At 70.2% G+C, this 23,936-nt stretch carries 25 protein-coding genes and 1 pseudogene; 14 read left to right on the forward strand and 12 right to left on the reverse strand.

Translation table 11 applies throughout. From position 1 onward, the window contains the following. The first annotated feature begins 7 nt into the window (after positions 1-7). Positions 8-1,633 carry an amidohydrolase gene (locus AB0P41_RS06305; protein WP_365930444.1) on the forward strand — a complete coding sequence of 542 codons (1,626 nt, stop codon included), beginning with the start codon at positions 8-10 and terminating at the stop codon, positions 1,631-1,633. Positions 1,634-1,726: 93 nt separating this feature from the next. Here AB0P41_RS06305 and AB0P41_RS06310 read toward each other — a convergent pair whose 3' ends face one another. The 5 genes and pseudogenes from AB0P41_RS06310 to AB0P41_RS06330 form a co-directional block, all read right to left on the reverse strand. After that, positions 1,727-2,089, reverse strand: coding sequence for an MmcQ/YjbR family DNA-binding protein (locus AB0P41_RS06310; RefSeq protein WP_356714456.1), 363 nt, complete (start codon positions 2,087-2,089; stop codon positions 1,727-1,729). A gap of 14 nt (positions 2,090-2,103) precedes the next feature. Continuing rightward, positions 2,104-2,439, reverse strand: a pseudogene (locus AB0P41_RS06315) (MmcQ/YjbR family DNA-binding protein); the annotation flags it as partial. Positions 2,440-2,605: 166 nt separating this feature from the next. Then, positions 2,606-4,507 carry an alkyl sulfatase dimerization domain-containing protein gene (locus AB0P41_RS06320; protein WP_365930446.1) on the reverse strand — a complete coding sequence of 634 codons (1,902 nt, stop codon included), beginning with the start codon at positions 4,505-4,507 and terminating at the stop codon, positions 2,606-2,608. Positions 4,508-4,547: 40 nt separating this feature from the next. Beyond that, positions 4,548-5,726 carry an acyl-CoA dehydrogenase family protein gene (locus AB0P41_RS06325; protein ID WP_356714458.1) on the reverse strand — a complete coding sequence of 393 codons (1,179 nt, stop codon included), beginning with the start codon at positions 5,724-5,726 and terminating at the stop codon, positions 4,548-4,550. 22 nt (positions 5,727-5,748) lie between these two features. Continuing rightward, positions 5,749-7,326, reverse strand: coding sequence for an AMP-binding protein (locus AB0P41_RS06330; RefSeq protein WP_356714459.1), 1,578 nt, complete (start codon positions 7,324-7,326; stop codon positions 5,749-5,751). 179 nt (positions 7,327-7,505) lie between these two features. Here AB0P41_RS06330 and AB0P41_RS06335 point away from each other — a divergent pair, with 179 nt between their 5' ends. Beyond that, complete coding sequence (locus AB0P41_RS06335; RefSeq protein ID WP_356714460.1) at positions 7,506-8,102, forward strand: TetR/AcrR family transcriptional regulator; 597 nt, start codon at positions 7,506-7,508, stop codon at positions 8,100-8,102. On the opposite strand, the gene AB0P41_RS06340 is transcribed toward AB0P41_RS06335, so the two are convergent. Beyond that, a complete protein-coding gene (locus tag AB0P41_RS06340) occupies positions 8,069-9,439 on the reverse strand; it encodes an MFS transporter (protein WP_365930449.1) in 1,371 nt (456 codons plus the stop codon). The two genes, AB0P41_RS06335 and AB0P41_RS06340, sit on opposite strands and share 34 nt — an antisense overlap. A 170-nt stretch (positions 9,440-9,609) precedes the next feature. Here AB0P41_RS06340 and rpmF point away from each other — a divergent pair, with 170 nt between their 5' ends. Beyond that, positions 9,610-9,780, forward strand: a complete 171-nt coding sequence (gene rpmF, locus AB0P41_RS06345; RefSeq protein WP_356714462.1) for a 50S ribosomal protein L32 — start codon at positions 9,610-9,612, stop codon at positions 9,778-9,780. Positions 9,781-10,178: 398 nt separating this feature from the next. Here the strand turns inward: rpmF and AB0P41_RS06350 are convergent, their stop codons facing one another. From AB0P41_RS06350 to rpmB, 3 genes are all read right to left on the reverse strand, one after another. Then, complete coding sequence (locus tag AB0P41_RS06350) at positions 10,179-10,613, reverse strand: transcriptional repressor (protein WP_365930451.1); 435 nt, start codon at positions 10,611-10,613, stop codon at positions 10,179-10,181. A gap of 256 nt (positions 10,614-10,869) precedes the next feature. Then, a complete protein-coding gene (gene rpsN / locus AB0P41_RS06355; RefSeq protein ID WP_365930452.1) occupies positions 10,870-11,175 on the reverse strand; it encodes a 30S ribosomal protein S14 in 306 nt (101 codons plus the stop codon). Then, complete coding sequence (gene rpmB, locus AB0P41_RS06360; RefSeq protein ID WP_365930454.1) at positions 11,175-11,411, reverse strand: 50S ribosomal protein L28; 237 nt, start codon at positions 11,409-11,411, stop codon at positions 11,175-11,177. The genes rpsN and rpmB overlap by 1 nt, the downstream gene beginning before the upstream one ends. A 68-nt stretch (positions 11,412-11,479) precedes the next feature. Between rpmB and rpmG the strand changes: the two genes are divergently transcribed. The 8 genes from rpmG to AB0P41_RS06400 all read left to right on the forward strand — a co-directional run bounded on the left by rpmG (position 11,480) and on the right by AB0P41_RS06400 (position 18,670). After that, positions 11,480-11,644 (forward strand): 50S ribosomal protein L33, encoded by a 165-nt coding sequence (rpmG, locus tag AB0P41_RS06365; RefSeq protein WP_033303001.1) that lies wholly within the window; start codon positions 11,480-11,482, stop codon positions 11,642-11,644. A 43-nt stretch (positions 11,645-11,687) separates the two neighbouring features. Beyond that, positions 11,688-11,942 (forward strand): type B 50S ribosomal protein L31, encoded by a 255-nt coding sequence (locus AB0P41_RS06370; protein WP_356714466.1) that lies wholly within the window; start codon positions 11,688-11,690, stop codon positions 11,940-11,942. Further along, positions 11,942-13,096, forward strand: coding sequence for a GTP-binding protein (locus tag AB0P41_RS06375; RefSeq protein ID WP_365930455.1), 1,155 nt, complete (start codon positions 11,942-11,944; stop codon positions 13,094-13,096). Before AB0P41_RS06370 ends, AB0P41_RS06375 begins: the two co-directional genes overlap by 1 nt. 194 nt (positions 13,097-13,290) lie before the next feature. Further along, positions 13,291-13,593 carry a hypothetical protein gene (locus AB0P41_RS06380; RefSeq protein WP_356714468.1) on the forward strand — a complete coding sequence of 101 codons (303 nt, stop codon included), beginning with the start codon at positions 13,291-13,293 and terminating at the stop codon, positions 13,591-13,593. Positions 13,594-13,832: 239 nt separating this feature from the next. Further along, positions 13,833-15,311: a Y4yA family PLP-dependent enzyme gene (locus AB0P41_RS06385; RefSeq protein WP_365930747.1), complete on the forward strand. Its 1,479-nt coding sequence runs from the start codon at positions 13,833-13,835 to the stop codon at positions 15,309-15,311. After that, the gene (locus AB0P41_RS06390; RefSeq protein WP_365930457.1) at positions 15,301-16,620 is read left to right on the forward strand and encodes a pyridoxal-phosphate dependent enzyme; all 1,320 of its coding nucleotides are present in this window, start codon (positions 15,301-15,303) and stop codon (positions 16,618-16,620) included. Before AB0P41_RS06385 ends, AB0P41_RS06390 begins: the two co-directional genes overlap by 11 nt. A gap of 5 nt (positions 16,621-16,625) precedes the next feature. Beyond that, entirely contained in the window at positions 16,626-17,831 is a 1,206-nt protein-coding gene (locus AB0P41_RS06395; RefSeq protein WP_365930459.1) for an aminotransferase class V-fold PLP-dependent enzyme, read from the forward strand. 83 nt (positions 17,832-17,914) lie between these two features. Next, entirely contained in the window at positions 17,915-18,670 is a 756-nt protein-coding gene (locus AB0P41_RS06400; protein ID WP_356714471.1) for a class I SAM-dependent methyltransferase, read from the forward strand. 79 nt (positions 18,671-18,749) lie between these two features. Here AB0P41_RS06400 and AB0P41_RS06405 read toward each other — a convergent pair whose 3' ends face one another. Next, the gene (locus AB0P41_RS06405; protein WP_365930461.1) at positions 18,750-19,361 is read right to left on the reverse strand and encodes a helix-turn-helix domain-containing protein; all 612 of its coding nucleotides are present in this window, start codon (positions 19,359-19,361) and stop codon (positions 18,750-18,752) included. Between the two features lie 143 nt (positions 19,362-19,504). Here AB0P41_RS06405 and AB0P41_RS06410 point away from each other — a divergent pair, with 143 nt between their 5' ends. The 3 genes from AB0P41_RS06410 to AB0P41_RS06420 all read left to right on the forward strand — a co-directional run bounded on the left by AB0P41_RS06410 (position 19,505) and on the right by AB0P41_RS06420 (position 21,957). Then, positions 19,505-20,239 (forward strand): SDR family oxidoreductase, encoded by a 735-nt coding sequence (locus AB0P41_RS06410; RefSeq protein WP_356714473.1) that lies wholly within the window; start codon positions 19,505-19,507, stop codon positions 20,237-20,239. 38 nt (positions 20,240-20,277) lie between these two features. Next, positions 20,278-20,904, forward strand: a complete 627-nt coding sequence (locus AB0P41_RS06415) for an NAD(P)-binding domain-containing protein (RefSeq protein WP_365930463.1) — start codon at positions 20,278-20,280, stop codon at positions 20,902-20,904. A gap of 204 nt (positions 20,905-21,108) precedes the next feature. Beyond that, positions 21,109-21,957, forward strand: coding sequence for an alpha/beta fold hydrolase (locus AB0P41_RS06420; RefSeq protein WP_365930465.1), 849 nt, complete (start codon positions 21,109-21,111; stop codon positions 21,955-21,957). Here the strand turns inward: AB0P41_RS06420 and AB0P41_RS06425 are convergent. After that, entirely contained in the window at positions 21,930-22,571 is a 642-nt protein-coding gene (locus AB0P41_RS06425) for a hypothetical protein (protein ID WP_365930466.1), read from the reverse strand. The genes AB0P41_RS06420 and AB0P41_RS06425 overlap by 28 nt on opposite strands. Positions 22,572-22,646: 75 nt before the next feature. Then, positions 22,647-23,813, reverse strand: coding sequence for an ROK family glucokinase (locus AB0P41_RS06430; RefSeq protein ID WP_356714477.1), 1,167 nt, complete (start codon positions 23,811-23,813; stop codon positions 22,647-22,649). Positions 23,814-23,936 lie beyond the last annotated feature (123 nt).

Below are 23,936 nucleotides of genomic sequence, written 5' to 3' on the forward strand. Positions count from 1 at the left end.
GTTCTCTGTGCGTACCTCTCTCGTCCTGCTGTCGGCCGGTCTGCTGGACCCCGGCTCGGGAGCCCTCCTTCCACAGACCGCCCTCGCCGCGGCCGGAGGGCGGATCACGGCACTCGGCGACAACCAGCAAATCCGCGCGCTCGCGGACGCCTCGACCACGGTGATCGACCTCGATGGAGCCGTGGTCACCCCGGGACTGGTCGACGGACACCTCCACCCGGTGTCCGGCGCCGAACTCACCCACGGTCTCGACCTGTCGCACTGCACCGGGATCGAGGACGTCCGCGAGGCACTCGCACGCGGGGTGCGCTCGCTCAGGCCGGGGGCTTGGCTGCACGGCTGGGGGCTGGACCCCAACGTCTTCGGGGACCTGCCCGTCGGCATCGCCCCCTTCGACACCGTCCTCGACGGTGTCCCGGCCCTCCTGCTGCTCTTCGACGCCCACTCCATGCTCGCCAGCCGGCGTGCCCTGGAACTCGCCGGGGTCGACGGGCCGCGCACCTTCGCCCAGGCCTCCGCCCACATCGTCTGCGACGACCGGGGCCGGCCGACCGGTCTCCTGCTGGAGGACGCTGCCTGTGAGGTCGTGGAGCGTGTGGCGCCCCGGCCCACACGGGCGGAACGCCGCGACCGGCTCGCCGCCGCCCTGCGGTCCATGGCCGCCGCCGGCCTCACCGGCGGCCACGTCATGGACGCGAACGGCGACAGCCTCGCCTTCTACTCCGAGCTCGACGCCGCCGGCGAACTCCCCCTCCGGCTCCGCGTCGCACCCTGGTGCCAGCCCGGCGCCGGCACCGACGAACTGCGTGCCCTCGTCGAGCAGCAGGGCACCGGCGGGAAACTGTGGCGCACCGACGGCGTCAAAATCTTCATGGACGGCACGATCGACAACGGGACCGCTTGGCTGGAGGACCCGGACCTGCACGGCGAATCCACGCGTGCCTTCTGGCCCGACCCCGCCGTGTACACGAGGATCATCGGAGAGCTCCACCGGGCCGGTGTGCCCACCGCCACCCACGCGATCGGCGACGCGGCCGTCCGGCATGTCCTCGACTCCGTCGAGAAGGCCCAGGCCGAGGGGGGCCGCGAGGTACGACACCGTGTCGAGCACATCGAGACCGTCCCCGACGACACCGTGCGCCGCTTCGCCGAACTGGGGGTCATCGCCTCGATGCAGCCCACTCACTGCTGCGACTTCACCCGCGCCGACCACACCGACAACTGGTCCCGCCGCCTGGGCCAGGAGCGCGCGGCGCGCGCCTGGCGCTGCCGCGACCTGTGGGACTCCGGCACCACCGTCGTCCTCGGCTCCGACTGGCCCATCGCCCCCTACCCGCCGCTCGGTGTCATGGCCGGGGCCCGCCACCGACGCCCGTCCCGCGACGTCACGCTGCCGCCGCACGGCCCCGAGCAGGCACTCACACCGCTGGAAGCCCTGCAGGGCATGACCGTCAACGCGGCACGGGCCGCGGGTGAGGAGCACGAGGCGGGCCGAATCGCCGTCGGCCACCGAGCCGACCTGACCGCCTACGCCGACAACCCGCTCACCACCGCCCCCACCGAACTACCGGATCTGCCCGTCCTGCTCACGGTCCTCGACGGACGGACCACACACCGGGCCGCCGAGGTGTGACCGGCCGGAGTGACGCGCAAAGCCAGGCGTTCCCGGCGGTGGACCGTCACGGCCACCGCGCCGCACAGCAGCCTCCTCGGTTGTCCCGGGCGGTCACGGGGGCCGACGGCCGCGAGGGACTGTGTCCAGCACCAACCGGTACGAGTGGTCGACGAGGTCGGCGACCAGGTCCGGATCGACGCCCCGGCCCTCCCCCACGGAGATCCAGTGCCGCTTGTCCAGGTACCGGCCCGGCGCGATCGACGGATGGTTCCCCCGCAGCAGCCGACCGTACTCCGGCTCCGCCTTGACCGTCACGATCAACTCGTCCGGGTCCTCGGTGACGATCAGGAAGACCTTGCCCGCCACCTTGTACACGTCCAGGTGCTCGGTGAACGGCCGGCCGCGCGTGACACCGGGCAGCGCACCGGCCGTGGTGCGCGCCGTCTCCTGGAGGTCCTCACCGCCGAAGGGCATGACACAACCGCCGATCAGGCCGTACGGGCGTACGTGCGCGGGTCGACCGGCCGCTCACGACGGGGCAGCTTGCCGACCACCAACCGGTACGACTCGGTCGCCAGCTCCTCGACCAGCTCACGGTCGACCGAGTCTCCGCCTTCGAGCGTGACCCAGTGCTTCTTGTTCATGTGACAGCCGGGAGTGATCTCGGCGTACTGCTCACGCAGGGCCGCCGATTCGTCGGGGGCCGACTTGAGGATCACTATCGGCTCGCCGGTCACCCCGGTCATCAGCATGAAAACCTTGCCACGCACCTTGTAGACCTCCCACTCAGGGCCGAAAGGGTGTTCCAGCCCAACACCCGGAAGGCCGTTCTCCCTGCGTCCCCGTGCGCCGGCCGGACGAGATCGGGGGCGCGCGACTTCGTCCCCGGCATCGTCGGCGCTGCCGGCGGCCACGGCAACTCCGTTCCGCCCGGTACTCCGTGCCGGAGCGAGGAACGAAGGACGCGGATCCGTGCGGTCACGTCCCTCCCTACCCCGTGACGATCGGGAAGCGGGGGTCGGGCCGGTCGGTGAGTGTGCCGAAGGTGAGCAGGGTCCGTGTGTCGCCTTCGACCGCGGCGTCGCCCCCGGCGATGGCGTCGGCGAGGGTGGTGGCCCTGCTCATCACGGCATCGAGGACGGTACGCGGGAGCCGCAGCGTCACATCCGGATCCTCCCCGCGCGGGGCGCCGCCTCGCATCGGTGTGAGCGCGCCGTTGGACAGGAGAACGGTCCAGGTCTCGGTCGTGCCGGAGCTCCCCGGCGGCGCGGGGTCCGGTGCGGTGATCTCCCAGCGCAGGAGCATCCGGCCGGCCGCCGCCGCACGGGGTCCGTTGATGCGGACGGCCATGGACCGGAAGATCTGCTCGACCGTCAGCGCGGCGATGATGTCGGGGGCGCCCCGGGCCGGGGTACCGAGTACGCCGTCACGTAGCTCCGCGGCGCCCATGAGATAGAAGTTGCGCCACGGGCCGCACTCAGCCCCGTGGCCCAGCCGTTCGAAGGCCGAGGCCTGCAGGGTGCGGGCCTCCGCGTGCTCCGGCCGGGCGAGCAGTACATGGCTGAGCACCTCCGCGGTCCAGCGCAGATCACCGGCTTCGAACGACGCACGGGCCTTGTCGACCACGGCGTCCGCCCCGCCCATGAACGCGACGTACCGCTCCGCCGCCTCCTGCGGGGGATGCTGCCACAGGTGCGCGGGGTTGCCGTCGAACCAGCCCATGTACCTCTGGTAGACCGCTTTGGCGTTGTAGCTGAGTGAGCCGTAGTAGCCGCGGACGTGCCAGGCGTGCTCCAGCGCGGGCGGGAAGCGCAGTTCCTCCGCTATCTCCGCGCCCGTGCGGCCCGCGTTGATCAGCCGTACGCACTGGTCATGGAGGAAGGCGTAGGCGTCGCGTTGTTCCTCCAGGAAACGCACCACGCGGTCCTGTCCCCAGGTGGGCCAGTGGTGGGAGGCGAACACCACGTCGGTGTCGTCGGCGAACAGGCCGAGCGTCTCGGTCAGGTAGCGGGCCCAGGCGCTGGGGTCGCGGACCAGGGCGCCGCGCAGGGTCAGCACGTTGTGCAGTGTGTGGCAGGCGTTCTCGGCCACGCACAGGACGCGCAGCTCCGGCAGGTGGAAGTTCATCTCGGCCGGGGCCTCGGTGCCGGGGGTGAGCTGGAAGACGAGGCGTACGCCGTCGACGGTCTCCGTCTGTCCGGTGGTGGTGATGTCGAGGGTGGGGGCGACCAGCGAGATGCTGCCGAGCGAGGTGGTCTGCCCCAGCCCGCAGCCGATCTGCCCCGCGGGCCCCTTGGGCAGAGCGGCTCCGTACATGTAACCGGACCGGCGGCCCATGGCCGGGCCGGTCATCACGTTCTCGCCGGCCGCGTGCTCCAGGAACCCGACGGGAGCGATCACCGGCACCCGGCCGGAGCCGGCTTCGGCGGGGTCGATGATGCCGCGCACCCCGCCGAAGTGGTCCACGTGGCAGTGCGTGTAGACGACGCCAGTCACCGGGCGTTCGCCCCGGTGGGCCCGGTACAGGGAGAGGGCGGCCGCGGCCACTTCCGTGCTGATCAGCGGGTCGACGACGATGACCCCGCGCCGGCCCTCGATGAAGGTGATGTTGGAGAGGTCCAGGCCGCGCACCTGGTAGACGCCCGGTACCACCTCGAACAGGCCCTGCCGGGCCACCAGCCGGCTCTGCCTCCACAGCGACGGGTGCGCCGTGCTCGGGCAGTCCTCGTCCAGGAAGGCATAGGCGTCGGCGTCCCAGACAAGGCGGCCGGCGGCGTCGTGAACGGTGCCCGGTTCGAGGCGGGCGACGAAGCCGCGGGCGGCGTCCGCGAAGTCCTCACCGTCGTCGGGCTCGCAGGGAGGGGGCGTGTGTGCCCGCGGGGTGTGGATCATGCGTGCGGTCTCCTCTCGGGTACGGGGGCTGAGCGCGTCCTCAGGCAAGCGTGACCAGCGACTTGGCGATGCCGTTGCGCTGGATCTCGGAGGTTCCGGTCAGGACGCGGAACATGCGCATCTTGCGGAAGAGGTACTCGATCTCGTTGCCCTGGGTGAGCCCGTCCTTGCCGTGGATCTGGACGGCCTGGTCGAGGACGCGGAAGGCTGATTCGGCGACGAACAGCTTGCACATGAACGCTTCCGCGCGGACGTCGGCTCCGCTGTCCAGGGCGACGAGGGCGGCGTAGGTCATCGAGCGGGCCGCGTAGAGATCCGTCGCCATGTCGGCCAGCTTGTGCTGGATCGACTGCAGTTCCATGAGGGGGCGGCCGCCTGCGCCCTTGCGGGTCAGTGCCCGGTCGCGGGTGAGCTGGAGTGCGCGGCGGGTGGCGCCGATGGCGGTGGGGCAGTGCAGCAGCCGGTTGCTCGTCACGCGGCCCAGCGCGATCTTCAGGCCCTGGCCCTCTTCCCCCAGCAGGTTGGCCGCCGGGACGTGGCAGTCCGTCAGGATGATGTCGCTCTCGATGTGCTCGCCGGACATCGGAGTGGCCCCCTCCGCCACTTCGCAACCGGGGCTGTCGAGGTCGACCAGGAACGCGGAGAAGGAGTTCTCCGTGCCGGCCGTCCTCGCCACGACGATCGCGAAGTCGGCGAAGGGGCCCGCCGAGCTGAACACCTTGTGGCCGGTCAGCCGGTATCCGTCACCGTCCGGTGTGGCGGTGGTGGTCATGGACCGTACGTCGGAGCCCGCGTCGGCCTCCGTGAGGGAGAAACAGCAGGCCCGTTCACCGCGTACAAGAGGAAGAAGGTAGGTGGTGAGCTGGTGCTCCGTGGCGTGCTTCAGGATGTCCCCGGCCCGGAGCGGTCCGCCCATGTCGCCGAGTACCGAGTGTCCGAGGACTCGGCCGCAGGCTCCGATCTCCTCCTTGAGCGCGGCGAGCCGTACGTTGCTGAGGGCCTGGCCCCCGTACTCCTCGGGCAGGTGGATGCCGTAGAAGCCGAGTTCGCGACTGCGCCGCCAGACGGGTTCGAGGTCGGCACGGGTGAGCCGGGTGTCACGCGTGATGCCCCGGTCCCGCTCGTAGTCGGCGAGTTCACCGTCCAGGTAGGTACGCAGACGGTCGACGAGGCCGGCGAGGTGCGGGTCGTCGTAGGTGGGGCGGAACGAGAAGGTCATGTGCGGTCTCTCCTGAGGGTGTTCAGTGCACGCGTCGGTCGGCGCCGGCCCAGTAGGGCTCACGCACGGCCTTGCGGTCGAGCTTGCCGTTACGGTTGTGAGGAAGCGCGGCCACGAACTCGACCGAGCGGGGCTTCTTGAACCGGTCGAGGCGGGTGCCGCAGAAGTCGGCCAGTTCCTGCTCACCGACGTGCTGTCCGGGGCGGGTCACGACGACGGCCTTGACCGCCTCGCCCCACTTCTCGTCGGGCACCCCGACCACACATGCCTCCTGCACGGCGGGGTGCTCGTACAGGGCGGTCTCGACCTCGGTGCTGTAGATGTTGAAACCGCCGGAGATGATCATGTCCTTCTTGCGGTCGACGAGGAACAGATAGCCGTCCTCGCGCATCCAGGCCAGGTCACCGGTGTGTACCCAGCCGTCACGGAAGGTCTCTGCCGACAGTTCGGGAGCGCGCCAGTACTCGCGTACGCAGTCGGGACCGCGCACGATGACCTCACCGATCTCGCGAGGCGGGAGTTCGTCACCGCGCTCGTCGACGACACGGACCTCGGAGTCGTACGCGGGGCGCCCGCACGACCTGAGGAGTTCCTCGTCCTCGGTCACTGCCCGCAGGATGTCCGCGCTCGAAAGGCCGGCCACCACGCTGGTGGTCTCCGCGAGCCCGTAGCCCTGGGCCACGACCGGCCCGAACAGGGCGACCGCGTCGCGCAGCCGCTGGGGGGACACCGGGGCTCCACCGATACGGACGCTCGTGAGGCTCGACAGATCGCGCTCCGCGGCGCCCGGGTGGGCCAGCACCATGTTGAGCATGGCGGGTACGAGGAATGTCGAGGTGATCCGCTCCCGCTCGACGGTGTCGAGGAAGCCCTCCGCGCTCCACGTCGGCAGGATGTGCGTGGTCGCACCGCCGAACACACCCGCGAGCAGCACCATGCCGGTGGCGTGGGTGATGGGCCCGCAGGCCAGGTAACGGGTGGCGGGGCCGGGCCGGGACTCCTCGCTCATCAAGGTCTTCCGCATGTTCGCGAGGCGGTTGCCGAACGTCTGCACCGCCGCCTTGAGAGCACCGGTCGAACCGGAGGTGAAGTTGAGTACCGCCGGGTCGTGTTCAGCGGTCTCCACGGCCGTCACGCCGTCTTCCCCCTCGGCCAGCAGGCCGGCGTACGAGACCGTCGCGGGCCCCGCTCCCGGCCTGTCGTCGGCAGTGGGGTCGAGCAGCACGGGCAGGCAGCCGGTGCCCGCCGCCTCGACGGCGGCCAAGGCGTCCTCCCGGTGCGCCGCGTCGAACACCAGCACGCGGACGGGAGCGTCCCGCAGGATGTGCTCGATCTCGGCGCGGCCCAGCCGGGCATTGACCGGGACCCGGGTCAACCCCGCCTTGTACAGGGCGAATTCGACCTCCACGAGTTCGGCGCGGTTCCACGCGAGTGACGCCACGGCGTCGCCGGGACGCAGCCCGCGCCCCCGCAGTGCGGAGGCCAGCCGATTGGTGGCGGCCTCCAGCCGGCTGTACGACCAGGTCTGGTCCCCGCACACCAGCGCGGGGTGAGCGGGCCAGTGGCGGGCGCTGCGCGTGAGGTACGTACCGAGGTTCATCGGGCGGCTCCTGAGACCGGTCACATGCGGGAGTGACACACATCGGCTGGGTTAAATCGACGTGATGCAAATTTCCGGACAGTCTGTTCAGTAACAGGTGGACTGTCAAGGCTTCCGTACACTGGGCCGTCGCACCCACGGCAGGGGGCCCGGGCGCGGCAAGGGAAAGAGGGACGGCGTTGGCCGAGGACAGACGCGTCCGCAAGACGCGCAAGGCACTGCGTGACGCTTTGGTGGAACTCGTGCTGGAGCGGGGGTTCACCGCCCTGAGCGTCGAAGACATCACCCAGCGGGCGGACGTGGGCCGCGCGACCTTCTACAGCCACTTCCGCGACAAGGACGAGCTCTTCGCCCGGGTGACCGCAGACCTCCTGGCCGAGCTCGACGAACGGCTGCGCCCCGTGGTGCGGGACAGCGCGGTGGGCTTCACGGGCAGACCGATCCTGCAGATGCTGCGCCACGCGCACGACGAGCGTGACCTCTACCGGATCGTGCTGCGCGGGGAGGGGGACGGCAAACCGCTGCGGATGTTCACGGATGCCTGCGCCCGCGTCGCCGCCCAGGAGTTCCGCGGCCGCTCCGAGCGCAACGCGGTCGAACCGAGGATCGACCCCGAGGTGCTGGCCAGGGCCTGGGTGGGCGAGCAGGTCGGAGTCCTGCAGTGGTGGGTGGAGCAGGACGTGCCCCCCATGCCGCCCGAGGAGGTCGTGCGCATGCTGCTCGACCTCGCTCTGCGCGGTCGCTACTGGGCCACGGGCTTCGACACACCCGCCTGAGGTGTCGGGCCGGGAGCCCCCGCGGGATTCAGCCGCCGGGCGTCCCGCTCGGGGCGGATGGTGGCGATCGCCAGCAGCCCGCACACGGCCATGACACCTGCGGACAGCAGGAACGCCACGGTGTAACCGGCCGTCTCCGTGGCCGCACTGTCGACAAGATGACCGGTCAGGTAGGGGACGAACAGGCCCGGCAGGGTTCCCGAGGCGGCCACGACCCCGAATACGGCGCCACGGCGGCCGTCGGGAACGACCGTGGCCGTGGTGACGTAGTGCAGCGGGAGGGCCACCGCGTGGCAGCCGAACGCCATCGCGATCAGCAGGAGTTGCACCGGCCCTCCGCCGGCGAAGGGCAGCAGGGCCAGCGCGCAGCCCGCGACCAGGACCGCCGCCCCCTGCGGGATGCCGTCCGCACGCCTGCTGGGCACACCCCGGCGCTTGAGGCGGTCCACATAGGCGGGCACGGACAGCAGGAGCACCAGGCTCACCACCGAGACCCCGCTGACGACGGTGGAGGCGCCGGTCGCGGTCATGTCCATCTGCGTCTGCAGGTAGACCGGCAGCCACGCGCTGGACAGGGCCAGCGCCCAGTGGGACCCGAAGGCGCTGAGGATGCCGCCCATCACGGTGCCGTTCGTCAGCAGGGCCTTCAGCGGCGGGCCTTCCGCACGCACCGGACGGCCCGTGACTGCGACCGGCTTCCGCTCCGCGCCGAACGGCCCGTCATGCCCGACGAAAGGCCAGACAAGGCACCACGCGACGCTGACGAGCATGAGAGCCACGAAAGCCGAACGCCAGCCGTGGTCCACGATGAGCCAGGTCAGCAGCGGAGCGGAGACGGCCGTTCCGAGCGCGGCGCCACCGATCTGCAGCGCGGACGGCAGCCCCCGCCGGCCGGCCGGGAACCACTTGTACAGCGCGTGCATGGACATGGAGGCGGCAGGGCCCTCCGCGAGGCCGAGCAGAACCCGTCCGGCGATCAGCGAGGGCACGGCGGCCACCAGCAGGACCGGCAGCTGGGCGACGGCCCAGAGCGCCGCCATGGCGAGGAGCAGGGCGCGGCTGGAGATCCTGGCCGAGAAGAAGCCGACGACCAGTCCGGACAGGCTGAACAACAGGTAGAAGGAACTGGAGATCAGCCCGTACGTGCTCTTGCCGATGCCCAGTTCCTCCATCAGCGGCACCGCCGCCAGACCGAGGACGGCCTTGTCGGCGTAGCTGATCATCATGAAGACCACGATCATCACGAGGATCACCCACGCCCGGCGGCCGGTGCGGCGCGGAACGCGCTCGGGGCGGGATGAGGATTCTACGGGCGCGGTGTCGATGGAGCGTGGCACGGGACTCCCTTGACGCGTAACTGAACAGCTTGTCTATTAACATGCTGTTAGTCCGGCAACGTAAACGTCTCGGGTCAGGAGGTCAACGGTTCGAGCGGAGACCGCCAAATTGATAATGACTATCGTTTCCATGTAGCCTCGATGCCGACGACAAGAGAACGGTGATCTCCATGGCAGTCCCGAAGCGGAAGATGTCCCGCAGCAACACCCGCCACCGCCGCGCCCAGTGGAAGGCCACGACGGTTCAGCTCGTGCCGGTCACTGTCGACGGCTCCGTCCACCAGGTGCCGCAGCGGCTGGTGAAGGCGTACGAGCGCGGCCTCCTGCACCCCGAGGACTGATCCTTCACGGCGTAGGGCCTGCTGCCCGCCGCCGGTCTTGCCGGGCGTGGGCTCGACCAGTACGAGCGAGAGCGTGAGCAGCTCGACGCCGCGCCCGGCCGTCCGGACCCTGCGGCCCGCATCGTGACCGACGACGTGTGCGAGCGCGAGCACCCGGCCGCCGTGGCGTCCCACCTCTGAACTCCGGACCGGACGATGGTCGCAGCCACGGCATCGTCCGGTCCGGTTCGTACCCGTGACCGGCAGGGCCCCGTCGAGGCATCGGCCGACGGGGCCCCCTTGCGCGGCTCAAGAACCTCCCGCCCTGGGGGCCGCTACCCGCGCAGCGGGGCGACGGCAGGCCGTCGTCCCTCGAAAGGGCAGCAGGAACCGGCCGGGCGGGCACGCATGAGCGTTTCTCAGCCCGTACCGTCGGACGCGCAACCGGGGCAGGTGCCCGTCGCCGCGACAGAGTGCCGCACGTCCGCGAACCCGTGACGGGGCCCGAGCCGCGCGACCCAGCCCTCCAGCCCCTGCCAGAAGAACGCGACGCCGGCCCCGCAGACCCTGCACGTCAGGTGGTGCTCGTGGACCGGCGGCAGGTACCGGTACGCCTTCGCCCCCCGGCGCGTGTAGACCGCTTCGAGCCGTCCCTCCGCGTCCGCGGCGGTCAGCGCCCGGTACACCGTGGTGAGGCCGATGCGGATTCCCTGCCGCCTCATCGACGCGTGGAGTCCCTGGGCGCTCAAGAACCCACCGTTCTCACGGAGGGCAGCGATCACCTCAGGCCGGCGGTCCGCCGCTCGAGGACGCCGGGGCCGATCGGGGACTGCGGCCGACGAGACGGTGGTCATCGTCGCCTCCTTACGGGCGGGCAGGTGCAACTGCTGGTCACGTCGGCCCTCCGGAGCCGGCCCGCGCACGGGCTGCCGCCGAGGAGGGCCGGTGCCGGGGAGGAGGGGCCCGGCACCGGCCCACGGAGAGCGCCTGGGCTTCTGATGGACCGCCTGGCGCTCCGTCAGATGCCCCGCCCCGCACTCTAACCGAGATGGTAATCATTTCCAATTAATTGGATGAAGCATCGCCGGAGCCGGCGGAGCACCAGAACTGTCACCAGGAGGACTTGGTCACTCCGGGGAGGAACCCGGCGTGCGCCTGTTCGCGCATCCGGACCCGGGACAGTCCGAACTTCCGCAGGTGACCGCGCGGACGGCCGTCCACACTGTCCCGGTTGCGCACCCGGGTGGCACTGGCGTCGCGCGGCTGACGGCGCAACTCCCCCACGGCGGCGATCCGCTCGGACTCCGGGGTGCCCGGCCTGCGGATGATCTCCTTCAGCTCCGCGCGCCGGGCGGCGTACCGCTCGACGGTCGCCTTGCGCTTCTCGTTCCGGGCGATCTTGCTCTGCTTGGCCATCAGACCTTCACCCCCCGGGCCCGGATGCGGGCGACCGCCGCCTCGATACCGATGGTGTCGATCACCTTGATCGCCCTGGCGCTCAGCACCAGGCGCACATGCCGCCCCTCGCTGGGCAGCCAGTAGCGCTTGCGCTGGATGTTCGGGTCGAACCGGCGCGACGTGCGCCGGTGCGAGTGGGAAATCCTGTTGCCGAAGCCCGGCTGCGCGCCGGTCAGTTGACAGTGGGCGGACACGGGGTTACCTGCCTCTCGTCGAGTCGGTTCCATATTGAAAATGGAAACCATTGCCATATAGTAGCGGCATGGCTCGCAACGAACTACGCCCGATCATCAAGCTCCGCTCCACCGCGGGGACGGGCTACACCTACGTCACCCGCAAGAACCGGCGGAACGACCCCGACCGGCTGGTCCTGCGGAAGTTCGACCCGCTCGTCCGCCGCCACGTCGACTTCCGCGAAGAGCGCTGACACCGCCCCTCCCCTGCCCGACTCCGACCTCCAGGACACCGCCATGAAGCCCGGGATCCACCCCGCCTACCGCCCCGTCGTCTTCCGCGACAAGGCCGCCGACTACGCCTTCCTGACCCGCTCCACCCTGACCAGCGACCGGACGGTCGAATGGGAGGACGGCCACACCTACCCGGTCGTCGACGTCGAGATCTCCTCCGCGAGCCACCCCTTCTACACCGGGACCGCCCGCGTCCTGGACACCGCGGGACGCGTCGAGCGCTTCGAGCGACGCTACGGCCGCAAGGAGGGCCGGTGATGGCAGGCGGTCACAGGCTCCCCGTCGTCATCGTCGGCGGACTGCACTCGGACGCACGCCGCACGGTCGTGGAGGGGCTGCTGAGGGACGTGTCCCACGGCGTCGCCCTGCACCACGACCTGGCGACGGCGGAGAAGGGCGCGGTGCACCGGACCGTGCGCGACTCCTCCGGGACGCTGTCCAGCGGCGAGGCCCCCTTGGTGAACGACTGCGCCTGCTGCGCCCTGCGCGAGGACCTGATGCCGGAGCTGGAGCGCCTGGCAGCCGACGGTACGACCCGGATGGCCGTCGTCGAGCTGTGGGACTCCGTCGAGCCCAGGGCGATGGCCGAGGTCGTCGCCGCGCACGGTGAGGGCCTGGTCGAGGTGACCGGCGTGATCACCGCCGTGGATCCCGCCCTCGTACTGCCTTACCTCGTCAACGGGGACGACCTCGCCGAGGTGGGTCTGGCAGCCGCGGCCACCGATCGGCGCACCGTCGGCGACACGTGGGCACGACAGCTCGAGTACGCGTCGGCGGTCGCCCTCGTGGACGACGGCCAGGCCGGTGAGGAGGACCTGGCGCTGATCGGCCAGTTGCACCCGACGGCTCCCCGGGCGGCGGCCGGTTCGAAGGAGCTGACAAGGCTGGCTCTCGCGGGATTCGACGTGGAAGCGGCCCGCGCGGGCCAGCATCCGGCCTGCGCGCTGCTGCCCCAGGAGGCCGACGAGGCAGGTGTCAGCACTCTCGTGTGGCGCAAGCACCGGCCGTTCCATCCCGAGCGCCTGTACGAAGCGCTGGAGGAGCTGAGTTGTGCGGCCGCACGCAGCAGGGGCCGGTTCTGGCTCGCCGACCGCCCTGACACCCTCCTGTCCTGGGACGCCGCGGGCGGTGCGCTCTGCGTCGAGAACAATGGCCCCTGGCTCGCGTCCCTGCCGGACGCCGCCTGGGACATGATTCCGCCGGTCCGGCGGGCCGCCGCCGCACTGGACTGGCACCCCGAACACGGCGACTGCTGCCAGCACCTGGTCTTCGTCTCCCCCGGCCTCGACCGGGACGGGCTGACCACCCTGCTCGATTCCTGCCTGCTGACCGATGCCGAGTACGAAGCGGGCCGCACGGCGTGGAAGAGCCTGCCGGCCGCCTTCGACGCGCTTCTCGACCCGGTCCACTGACCGACCCGCACCGGTCGTGACGAAGGGTGACGCTCGAATGCTCCGGGTGCTGAACCGGGCTGCGGCAGCGGGCCCGGAGGTGCCCGCACCCGGACGGGCTTACGCTGCCAGATATGCCGGACATGTCCATCTCTTCCCTCTTGCGGGCGCGTCCGGCGTGTCCCGGAACCGCGACCGACGAAGGAGTCAGCGAGATGTCCACGACCACGGCGCACCACCCCCACCCCGCGCACGCGCACCAGCACGCCCCGGGGTGCGGCCACGTGGCGATCCCGCACAACGACCACATCGACTACGCGCACGACAGCCACCTGCACCGCGCCCACGAGGACCATGTGGACGAGTGCGTGAATCCGGCCCACGCGGTGCACGAAGGGCACGAGCACCGGCACGGACAGGACTGCGGCCACGTCGCCGTGCCGCACGACGACCATGTCGACTACGTCCATGACGGCCACAGGCACGCCTCGCACGACGGGCATTGGGACGACCACTGATCGGTCACTGCCGCCCGTCGGCGTCGGGAGACAGGCGCATATGACAGGCGCCGGTGCGGAGTCCCGCACCGGCGCCTGTCGCTGTTGACGTTCATGCATGGGGCAGGCATAGAGGCCGTTCGGCCTGGACATTATGAATACGACAATCATCCCGCTGAGTTGATCCATCACCTGCGGCGGCGTGCCGACCAGTGCCATGGCAGTCGAGCTGCCGCTGCCCCACTGAGAGGCGAGTGCCGCTGTTGGCTGTCCCCTTGTTCCTGGACGCGAAGCTCGAACCACCCCTCACTTCCCTGCTGGCCTCCTCCCGCTTCCTGCACGACCTCGTGGACGGGCTGGGATCGCCCCTCAACGTGGTGCTTCCGGACCGGATCGCCGAGAACGTCACACGGTTTCGGTCCGTGTACCACCGCCACCGTCTGAGGGGGGAGATCAGCTTCGCCCACAAGGCCAACCGGTCGAGCGCACTGGTACGCCGGCTCGCCACCACCGACTCGGCCATGGATGTGGCCTCTCTCGGCGAACTGCAGCACGCGCTGGCCTGCGGATTCACCCCTGACCGCATCAGCGCGACGGGACCCAAGGAACCGGAATTCCTCTGGCTGGCCGCACGAACCGGCATCACGGTGAACATCGAGGAACAGGCCGAGCTGCACTCACTCGCCGCGCTGGTGCGCCACCACGCGCTGCCCCGGGTGCGGGTGCTGCTGAGACTGTCGGACTTCTCCGGCACCCCGGTGAAGGTGCTGAGCCGCCGCAGCCGATTCGGCGTCCCCGCCTCGGAGTTGGCCGTCCTGCTGGACGCTTGCGAGCGGCACCAGGAGACCGTGGAGGTCATCGGCGTCTCCTACCACCTCGACACCACCAGCATCGAGGAGAAGGCCCTCGCGCTGGAGGGCTGCGTGCGGGCCATGGACGCCTGCAGGGAGCGGGGGATGCGTCCCCGGGTCATCGACATCGGCGGCGGATTCGGTGTCAGCTATCTCGCCGACGGAGCACAGTGGGAGCGCTACACCAGCCAGATGACCCTGGCGGCGATGGGCCGGCGCGAGGCTCTCGCCTGGCGCAACCACACGTACGGGCTGAGCAGCGAAGGGGGCACCCTCCGCGGAAGCCTGGATCTCTACCCTTCTCATCGCCCGGTCGCCGGGGCCGACTATCTGGACGAACTCCTGCGCAGTCCCGCCCCCACGCTCGGCCGCCCGCTGGCGACGTTGCTCCTGGAGAACCTGTACGACCTGTGCGTCGAGCCGGGCCGGGCCCTGCTGGACCAGTGCGGGCTGACCTTGGCCCGCGTGCTGGAGACACGGCGCGAGACGGACGGCACACACTCCGTACGCCTGTCGATGAACGCCGACGACTGCGCTCTCGAGGAGCACGGCATCCTCATGGACCCGGTCGTCCTCCGTCGGCACAAGCCCTGGGAGGCGGCGGACGGCTCCGGGGACTCCTTCGGGGTCCACCTGTTCGGGAATCTGTGCCTCGAATCCGATCTCATCACGCGCAGGCTGGTCTCCCTCCCCCTTCTGCCGGCTCCGGGTGACCTTCTGGCGTTCCCCAACACAGCCGGATACTGCATGGATTTCAACGCCCACCACGCCCAGCGACGCCCGCTCGCCCGCAAGGTGGCGGCCTTCCGAGGACCCGACGGCTGGCAGTGGCGTCTCGACGACCAGTACTGGCCCTTACATTCCGCAGAGGACGCGCATGAGGTATGACAGCATCATCGAAACCGTCGGCAACACGCCCTTGGTGCGTATCGACCCTCACGTCCACGGTCTGCGGAACATCGACCTCTACGCGAAACTCGAGTTCTGCAATCCCTTCGGTTCTCTGAAGGACCGGGCAGCGTGGAACATGGTCCGCCCCGGCCTGGCCGCGGCAGTCGAACAGGACAGCCGGATAGTCGAGTTGTCCAGCGGGAACACCGCCAAGGCGCTTGCCGCCATAGCCGGGATGCACGGGATCGGGTTCAAGAGCGTCACCAATCGAATGAGAATCCCGGAGATCAAGGAGATGCTCCTCCTGCTGGGCGCCGAGATCGAGGAACTGCCGGGGCAGACCGAGTGTCTCGATCCCACGAACTCGGAAGATCCTCTGACCCTGTTCCACCGCAGTCTCGGCGATCCCGGAAGCACCTACCTCCACACCGATCAGTACTACAACGCGCGCAACCCGGAGGCCCACGAGCACGGCACCGGCCCCGAGATCGTGGCCGACCTCGACGGCCGGGCGCCCGACTGGTTCATCTCCGGTGTCGGCACGGCCGGTTCCTCCACCGGTGTGGCGCGGGCGTTACGGGACCACAACCCGAAGGTCGGAGTGGTCGGGCTCGTCGCGGACAAGTCGGACTTCATTCCGGGCATCAGGAACATCGACGAGGTCCAGGAGGTCGGGATCTTCGATCCCCTCACCTACGACACCATCGAGAAGGTCACCTCCTCCGAGGCCATCGACGGAATGCTGACGCTCGTCCGCCGGTGCGGAATCCTGGCAGGACCGACCGGCGGGGCCGCGTACTACGGAGCGGTCCGGCACCTCCGGGACATCGGGCCGCAGCTCACCGAGCCCGCGACAGCCGTCTTCATCGTGTGCGACCGTGTCGAGAGTTATCTGAGCTACATCAGGAAGCGTCGGCCCGAACTCCTCGGTCAGCGGCAGCGGCATAACTCCGTCGCCTCGGTGGCCGCCGAGGAGCTGCTCACGACCGCCGCCGTAGGAGTCTCCGAGGCGCAGAAGTGGATCGCCTCGGAGAAGCCCCTGGTCGTGGACATGCGCAGCCCTTATGCCTATGCGGCCCTGCACATCGAGGGATCGATCAACATCGTCGACGAGCTGTTCGAGGACCTCGTTCACGGAGGGCTGCCGTTCAGCAAGTCCCGGCCGGTGCTGCTCGCGTGTCCTGTCGGCGAGAGATCGCTGCGGTACGCGGCCCTCCTGGCCCGTATGGGCCATCCGGATGTGCGCAGCCTCGCCGGAGGCATCATCGCCTGGCGGGATGCCGGCGCGCCGTTGGTGCGGGAGTGAGGCCCGTGCCCGGCGGAGCGGCGAAGCGGGAGGCGGAGGATCTGGCCGCCTGGAGCGACGACGTCCGCGCGCAGTTCCCGATCGTGGCGGGCAACGCCGGTCTGGCCTATCTGGACAGCGCCGCCACCGCGCAGAAGCCGCAGGCCGTGCTGGACGCGGTCCAGGAGTATCTGACGACCTCCAACGCGAACGCGGGGCGCGGGACCTACCCGTGGGCCAACAGGACGACGAACCTGATCGAGGAGGTCCGGGAGCGGGTCAAGGTCTTCCTCGACGACCCGGATCCGGATACCTCCGCAGTCCACTTCGTCAGCGGTACCACCGAAGGGCTGCGCCTGGTGGCCCTGGACTGGCTGGCCCGTGAACTCCGCGACGGGGACGAGATCATCGTCCCGTTCGCGGATCACGAGGCGAACCTCTCGCCCTGGCTGGAGGCGGTCGAGTCACTGGCCCGCCAGGGCACGCGCGTCACGGTCAAGGAGATGCCCTGTCAACCGTCCTCCGGTGATTACGACACGGACCGGCTCACCGGCCTCGTATCCCCCCGGACGCGGTTCGTGGCGCTGACCCACGTCCACCACGTCTACGGCGGTGACATGAACGTGCACCGGATCCGCCGGGCGGTGGGACCCGATCCGGTGATCTGCCTGGACGCCGCCCAGAGCGTCGGCCATCTCCCCGTCTCGATGAAGGCGCTGGACGTCGACTTCGCGGTCTTCTCCGGGCACAAGGCCCTGGCGCTGCCCGGCACCGGCGCGGTCTGGTCCCGCGGCGTACGCGGGGCGCCGTTCACGCCGCGCGGCTGGAGCGGCACACCGAACACCGTGGGCATCGTCAGCCTGGGCGCCGCCCTGGACTGGCTCGACCGGGTCGGAACGGAGCGGATCGAACGCTGGACCGTGGAGCTGGCCGCCCGGCTGACGGACGGGCTGCGGACGCCGGCGCCGTACGAGGTGGTGGGGTGCCAGCAGAGTCTGGCCGTGGACTCCCCGGTGCAGCAGCGGCACGGCATCGTGACGTTCAGGCACCGGGACATCGATGCGGCCGACCTGGGGTTCATCCTGTTCAGCCACGGTTTCATGGTGCGGGCGGACGGCCTCTGCCAGGGCCGGGGCGGTGAGAACCGCAGCTCCGTACGGGTCAGTCTGCATGCCTACAACAGCCGGCACGAGATAGACCGGTTGCTGGAGGTACTCGCCGGACTGACCTAGCGCCTGATGCCGATGACAATCGTTTTCAGCTGTAGATTCGGGGTCACAGGACGGAACCGAGCACGTAGAGGTGGTACGGGAAGATGAGCGTGAGCATGTCGACGGCCCAGCGATGGGTGGACCGCTGGGAGCAACAGCAGCAGAGATACGCGATCGACCGTGAGGAGCGCTTCACGGTGGTCGCGGATGTCGTGGAACACGTGACCACCGGTCATGAGGTGCCGCGTGTTCTCGATCTGGGGTGCGGCCCCGGCTCGCTGCCCGCACGGCTGATCGAACGGCTGCCGCAGGCCGAGATCGTCGCCGTCGACATGGACCCGCTGCTGCTGGCACTGGCCCGCGCCCGCCATCCGGACGCCGCACGGTATGTCGAAGCGGTGATCGGCGAGGAGGGCTGGACGGGCGCCCTCGGACTCCAGGGGCCGATCGACGCGGTCGTGTCCACCACCGCGCTCCACTACCTCCCCGACGGAATACTGCGGAGCACCTACGCCGAGCTGAGATCCCTCCTGCGGCCCGGCGGCGTACTGATCAACGCCGACCACCTGTCGCAGGACGGGGCCGGGTTCGCGGAGATCGCGGAGTTCGTCGGTGTCCGCCGGGCCGAACGCCGTCATGCCTTCGACCACGAGGACTGGGAGACATGGTGGTCCGCCGTCGAGAACGAGCCCGAGCTGACGCAGCTGTGCGCCGAGCGCCGTAAGCCAGGGTTCGTCCACGCCGACTGCGCCGTCACGCTCGGCCGGCACGTCGAGCTGCTGGCCGAAGCGGGCTTCGGACATGCCAGTCCGGTCTGGCAGGTGGGCAACAGCTACGTCCTCGTCGCCATCCGGCAGTAGCCGGGGCGGCGATCCTGAGACGGAAGGTCATTCCGCCGCCCGACCGGCAGCGTGTCCACTCCGGCCGCGGAGTGCCACGTCAACTCGACGCTTCTCCCGGTCGCCGGTCATCGTCGGCCGCGGCGGGGATCGCCTTGTCGATGAGGACGGCGGCGATGGCCGCGGCGGTGGGAAAGGCGTCGGCGTCCAGGACCCGGGTACGGGCAGCGGCGCCGTCGATGAGCAGCGCGAGCTGCTCGCCGAGTTGTTCGGGGTCGGCGGCCCCGGCTTCGCGGGCGGTGTCGGCGAGCCGCGCGGCGACGGCCTTCTTGTAGTCGCGTGCGTACCGGGATGCGGAGTGCTGGGGGTCGTGGAGTTCGACGGCGGCGGCGATGTAGGGGCACAGGGGCGTGGTGGGAGGGATGTCGAAGGCGGCGAGGAGCCGTTCACGGGGCGCGAGGTCGGGGCGGTCGAACACATCGGACAGAACGGAGGGGTCGAACGTGCGCAGGTACTCGGCGACGAGTTCATCCTTGCCGGCGAAGTGCTGGTAGGCCGTGCGCTTGGACACCTGCGCCGCCGCGCAGAGCTGATCCATGCCGGTGCGATTGATGCCCTGCTCGCGGAACAGTTGCCGGGACGCGCCGAGGATGCGCTCACGAGCGCCCCGGCCGCGGCGGACGCCCGTGGGGCCCTTCTCCATCTCCGTCATGGGTCCACCGTACCGCAGCCGGGTAACGCCCGGTGTACATAGTTGCGCCCTCGTCGTCCGCCCAGTAGCGTAAGCACACAGAGCGGTGTACTTAACGCCGTCACTCCAGGTACACACGGCACCACCGACGCGAGGGAACGACCATGGGAAAGCTCGACGGCAAGGTCGCGGTCATCACCGGCGGCACCACCGGCATGGCGTTGGCCGGCGCGAGGCTGTTCGTCGACGAGGGAGCCCACGTCTTCATCACCGGCCGGCGCCAGGAGGCCCTGGACGAGGCCGTGCGGCAGATCGGCCGCAACGTCACCGGCGTGCAGGGCGACGCCGCCGACCTGGACGACCTGGACCGCCTGTACGACACCGTCAAGCGGGAGAAGGGAAGCCTCGACGTGCTGTGGGCCAGCGCCGGAGGGGGCGAGCCCGCCCCGCTCGGCGAGATCACCGAGGCCCAGTTCGACACCTGGTTCGGGCTCAACGCCCGCGGCACCCTGTTCACCGTCCAGAAGGCCCTCCCGCTCCTCAACGACGGCGGTTCCATCCTCATGACCGGCTCCAACGCCTCTCTGGGCGCCTTCCCCGGCTGGAGCGTCTACGCCGGCAGCAAGGCCGTCCAGCAGGCATGGGCCCGAATCTGGCTCAACGAGCTCAAGGACCGGCGCATCCGCGTCAACGTCCTGACCCCCGGCCAGGTCGCCACCGCCAAGCAGGAGGAACTCTTCGACGAGGCCACCAGGCGCCAGTTCGAGTCCCTCATCCCCCGCGGCCATATGGGCCGCCCCGACGAAATCGCCACCGCCGCCCTCTTCCTCGCCTCCGACGACTCCAGCTACGTCAACGGCATGGAACTCGTCGCCGACGGCGGCACCACCGCCGTCTGAACCGGACGACCACACCCTCAACCTGGGCAGGACATCTCATGAGCGACATCAGCATCATCGGCACCGGGAACATGGCCCGCACCATCGGAGCGCGGGCCATAGCGGGCGGCAACACCGTCGAGGTCATGGGCCGCGATCAGTCCAAGGCCGCTGACCTGGCCGAGGCTCTCGGCGGCGGCGCCACGACGGGAGAGTGGGGCACCGCACCGGCCGGGGACATCGTCATCGTGGCCCTGCTGCACGACGGCGTCGTGCCGGTCGTCACCCGGTACGGAGCCGCTCTCGCGGGCAAGGTCATCGTCGACATCAGCAATCCCTTCAACTCCACGTTCGACGGGCTGGCCCACCGTGAGGAGACCTCGATCGCGCAGGAAGTCGCCAAGGCGGCCCCGGCCGGCGCCGGCGTGGTGAAGGCGTTCAACACCGTCTTCCGCCACGTCCTGGAGAAGGGCCGGCCCGACGTCTTCATCGCCGGCGACGACGCACAGGCCAAAGCACGGGTGGAAGCGTTCATCGAGAGCCTCGGGATGCGCCCGCTGGACGTCGGTGGCCTGAAAATGGCGCACTGGCTGGAAGGAGCGGGCCTGGTCACGGTCGGCCTCGCCAACCACGGGGCGGGGAACCTGGACTTCGCCCTCGGCCTCACCGCACTTCCGTCCGAGTGAACGGTTGACGGGTCACCGAAGCGGCGCGCCGGGCGAGGCCGTGGAGGAGCCCGGATCCGCGGTCGTCTGACCCGGCGGAAGCGCCGCGCACTTCTCCGTACGCGGCGAAGGCCGTTGCCGCAGGGCTTTCGCCGGGGGCCGGGGAGGGGCCCGGTTCCCGCGATCCGTGGCAGGAACCGGGCGGCGGATGAGAGCGTGACGGTCATGAATCCCGACGTCAGCAATCCATCGGCCGACGGCGCCTGGGTGAGGCGTTTTCACCGCGCCGACGACAGCGTCCGCCTCGTATGCCTCCCCCATGCCGGCGGCAGTGCGGCTTTCTACCGTCCGATGTCAGCGGCGCTGTCGCCGGACGTGAGCACCTTCGCCGTTCAGTACCCGGGGCGGCAGGACCGCATCAGGGAGCCCTGCGTCGAGAGCATCCCCGAACTCGCGGACGCGATCTTCGACGCACTCGCACCCCTGGCCGGCGAGTCCCTGGCTCTGTTCGGTCACAGCATGGGAGCGACGCTCGCCTTCGAGCTGGCCGTACGCATGGAGAAGCGTCTCGGGAGGTCTCCGTCCGCCCTCTTCCTCTCGGGGCGCCGGGCGCCCGCCCACTTCCGGGCCGAGGCCGACTTCGTCCACACCCGCGACGACGCGGGCATCGTCGCCGAGCTGGCGGCACTCAGCGGAACGGCCCCCGAGCTCCTGGAGAACCAGGAGATCCTCGACATGGTGCTGCCGATGCTCCGCAGCGACTACCGGGCGATCGAGACCCACCGGGGCGGAGTGGACGACGTGGTCTCGTGTCCGGTCACGGTGCTCACCGGGGAGAGCGACGACCGGGTCTCCGTCCAGGAGGCGGCAGGCTGGGCGGCCCACACCCGTGGGGACTTCGCCCTGGAGACCTTTTCCGGAGGCCACTTCTTCCTCGACGACCACCGGGACGCGGTCGCCGGCATCGTCCGCGCCGGCCTCAAGGGCACGCGGAGTGAGGCGCGCCCGGCTTCCCGTCAGGGGGCTTCCCGTCAGGGGGCTTCCCGTCAGGGGGTCGACGCGGAGACCACGTAGACGACCGGGGCCGCCGGATCCGTCATGTTGACGGTGATGTCCTGGGTGGGGCGCGGGTCCTTGTTCTTGTGGACCGTGCCCGCCCAGTCGACTCCCGGGCCGAAGTACCAGCCGGTGATCTTGATGTCCCGTTCCGCGATGGTGACCTTGCCGGTCTCCAGTGCGGCACGGCCGGTGCCGACACCGCTCAGGAAGCGGTCGAGGCCGGCGGAGGTCGTACGGAACTTCACGTACATCCGGCTGGCTTTCCAGTTGTTCGTCTCGTAGTACTGGACTCCCTGCGCGTTGCCCGGAATGGGCAGCTCGAAGATCCGGCGCTGCATGCCGGACGGCCAGTCCTCGCGCAGCCCCTGGGCGGCGGCCTCGGCTTCCTTGTCCTTGCCGGAGCGGCGGCTCTGGCCCGCGGAGATCACCAGGTAGCCGGCCGGGATGCCGATGAGCAGCACGATGATGGTCAGCGTGATCAGGCGCCGTCTGACCACCCTGCGCCGGTCCTCCGGAGGCATACCGTCGCCGCCCGCCGAGGCACCGGAGGAACCGGACGATCCGGAGGACCCCGAAGAGCCGGACGTGGGGGGCTGGCGCGGCACGATGTGGTGTTCGGCTGCGGTCATGGTCGGTGATCCCTCGAAGCTGCGGTGCGGAGCGGAGTACGGATGGCCGGGAGCCGCGGCTCGCGCGGCCCCGGGTCACTCGACGGGGCGGGTGCTGCGCGTGTTCCGGATGGTGCTCGCGGCCTGGTCGTAGAACTGCGCGTACCGCTCGTAGCGCTCGACCCGGCGGCGGTTGGTCCGCCGGAACCTGCGGGCGACCAGACGGGCGAGGTCCGCGGCGCCGACCATGCCCGCCTCGGGGCCGAGCTGGGCCTTCGCGATGCGGGCCTCCGGGCGGTAGCCGCGGCCGGTGAGGTGGCGTTTGAAGGCGTCCCTGGCCGGGCCGATCAGCAGGTCGTCGGCGGCGCTGACGCCGCCGCCGATGACGAAGCAGGACGGGTCCAGGGCGGCGGCGAGATTGGCGATGCCGACGCCGAGCCACTGGCCGATGTCCTGGAGGAGCTCGACGCACATGGCGTCGCCCTCGCGGGCCAGTTCGGTGATGAGCGGCCCGGTGATGTCCGGGATGTTGCCCTTGACCCGCTCGATGATGCCGTGCGCCACCGGGGAGTCCGCGGCGGCCAGCTCCCTGGCCTCGCGCACGAGGGCGTTGCCCGAGCTGTACTGCTCCCAGCAGCCGCGGTTGCCGCACGGGCAGCGGTGCCCGCCGGGCACCACCTGCATATGGCCGAACTCACCCGCGACGCCGTACTTGCCGCGCTTGACGTGCCCGTCCTCGAGGATCGCCCCGCCGATGCCGGTGCCCAGCGTGATCATGACCAGGTGGTCCTCGCCGCGGCCGGCGCCGAAGCGCCACTCCGCCCAGGCGGCCGTGTTGGCGTCGTTGTCGACCATCACGGGGACGACCAGCCGGGAGGCGATGGCGTCACGGAGGGGTTCGTCGCGCCATGCCAGGTGCGGGGCGAACAGCACCTTGGACCGGTCCGCGTCGACCCAGCCCGCGGCGCCGATCCCGACGGCGTGCACATCGTGCCGGTCGGAGAGGTCCAGGACCAGCTCGACGATGGTGTCCTCGACGACCTTGGGGCTCTTGGACTTGTCCGGCGTCTCGGTGCGCAGGGTCTCCAGGATGTTGCCGTCGGCGTCGACGACCCCGGCCATCACCTTCGTCCCGCCGATGTCGATGCCGACGGTGGGAACCCTGGGTGCCGTGAGGTGCGAGCGCCGCTCCTTGGTGCCGACAGTCCGCAGGACGGTGGCGCGGGCGGAGCCGCGGTGTGTGAAGTCGCGGTACGTGCTCATCGTCCCTGCGCAGGTCGGGGGGCCGGTCGGTGATCCGTCCGGCGGCGGACGGCGCCCGCCGCACACGATTCTGCCATTCCCCCGCCCCCGGAACCGGTCTCCGGCCCCGGGCGGGGGGTACGG

It is taken from the genome of Streptomyces sp. NPDC079167 (genome assembly GCF_040686735.1).
In the GTDB taxonomy this organism is placed as follows: domain Bacteria; phylum Actinomycetota; class Actinomycetes; order Streptomycetales; family Streptomycetaceae; genus Streptomyces.

What these genes read in the sequence shown, in the direction of transcription:
- AB0P41_RS06310 (WP_356714456.1), bottom strand. Translation starts at nt 2,089, where the DNA reads ATGCCCTTCGGCGGTGAGGACCTCCAGGAGACGGCGCGCACCACGGCC.
- AB0P41_RS06320 (WP_365930446.1), bottom strand. Translation starts at nt 4,507, where the DNA reads ATGATCCACACCCCGCGGGCACACACGCCCCCTCCCTGCGAGCCCGAC.
- AB0P41_RS06325 (WP_356714458.1), bottom strand. Translation starts at nt 5,726, where the DNA reads ATGACCTTCTCGTTCCGCCCCACCTACGACGACCCGCACCTCGCCGGC.
- AB0P41_RS06330 (WP_356714459.1), bottom strand. Translation starts at nt 7,326, where the DNA reads ATGAACCTCGGTACGTACCTCACGCGCAGCGCCCGCCACTGGCCCGCT.
- rpmF (WP_356714462.1), top strand. Translation starts at nt 9,610, where the DNA reads ATGGCAGTCCCGAAGCGGAAGATGTCCCGCAGCAACACCCGCCACCGC.
- AB0P41_RS06350 (WP_365930451.1), bottom strand. Translation starts at nt 10,613, where the DNA reads ATGACCACCGTCTCGTCGGCCGCAGTCCCCGATCGGCCCCGGCGTCCT.
- rpsN (WP_365930452.1), bottom strand. Translation starts at nt 11,175, where the DNA reads ATGGCCAAGCAGAGCAAGATCGCCCGGAACGAGAAGCGCAAGGCGACC.
- rpmG (WP_033303001.1), top strand. Translation starts at nt 11,480, where the DNA reads ATGGCTCGCAACGAACTACGCCCGATCATCAAGCTCCGCTCCACCGCG.
- AB0P41_RS06370 (WP_356714466.1), top strand. Translation starts at nt 11,688, where the DNA reads ATGAAGCCCGGGATCCACCCCGCCTACCGCCCCGTCGTCTTCCGCGAC.
- AB0P41_RS06375 (WP_365930455.1), top strand. Translation starts at nt 11,942, where the DNA reads ATGGCAGGCGGTCACAGGCTCCCCGTCGTCATCGTCGGCGGACTGCAC.
- AB0P41_RS06380 (WP_356714468.1), top strand. Translation starts at nt 13,291, where the DNA reads ATGTCCACGACCACGGCGCACCACCCCCACCCCGCGCACGCGCACCAG.
- AB0P41_RS06390 (WP_365930457.1), top strand. Translation starts at nt 15,301, where the DNA reads ATGAGGTATGACAGCATCATCGAAACCGTCGGCAACACGCCCTTGGTG.
- AB0P41_RS06400 (WP_356714471.1), top strand. Translation starts at nt 17,915, where the DNA reads ATGAGCGTGAGCATGTCGACGGCCCAGCGATGGGTGGACCGCTGGGAG.
- AB0P41_RS06405 (WP_365930461.1), bottom strand. Translation starts at nt 19,361, where the DNA reads ATGACGGAGATGGAGAAGGGCCCCACGGGCGTCCGCCGCGGCCGGGGC.
- AB0P41_RS06410 (WP_356714473.1), top strand. Translation starts at nt 19,505, where the DNA reads ATGGGAAAGCTCGACGGCAAGGTCGCGGTCATCACCGGCGGCACCACC.
- AB0P41_RS06415 (WP_365930463.1), top strand. Translation starts at nt 20,278, where the DNA reads ATGAGCGACATCAGCATCATCGGCACCGGGAACATGGCCCGCACCATC.
- AB0P41_RS06420 (WP_365930465.1), top strand. Translation starts at nt 21,109, where the DNA reads ATGAATCCCGACGTCAGCAATCCATCGGCCGACGGCGCCTGGGTGAGG.
- AB0P41_RS06425 (WP_365930466.1), bottom strand. Translation starts at nt 22,571, where the DNA reads ATGACCGCAGCCGAACACCACATCGTGCCGCGCCAGCCCCCCACGTCC.
- AB0P41_RS06430 (WP_356714477.1), bottom strand. Translation starts at nt 23,813, where the DNA reads ATGAGCACGTACCGCGACTTCACACACCGCGGCTCCGCCCGCGCCACC.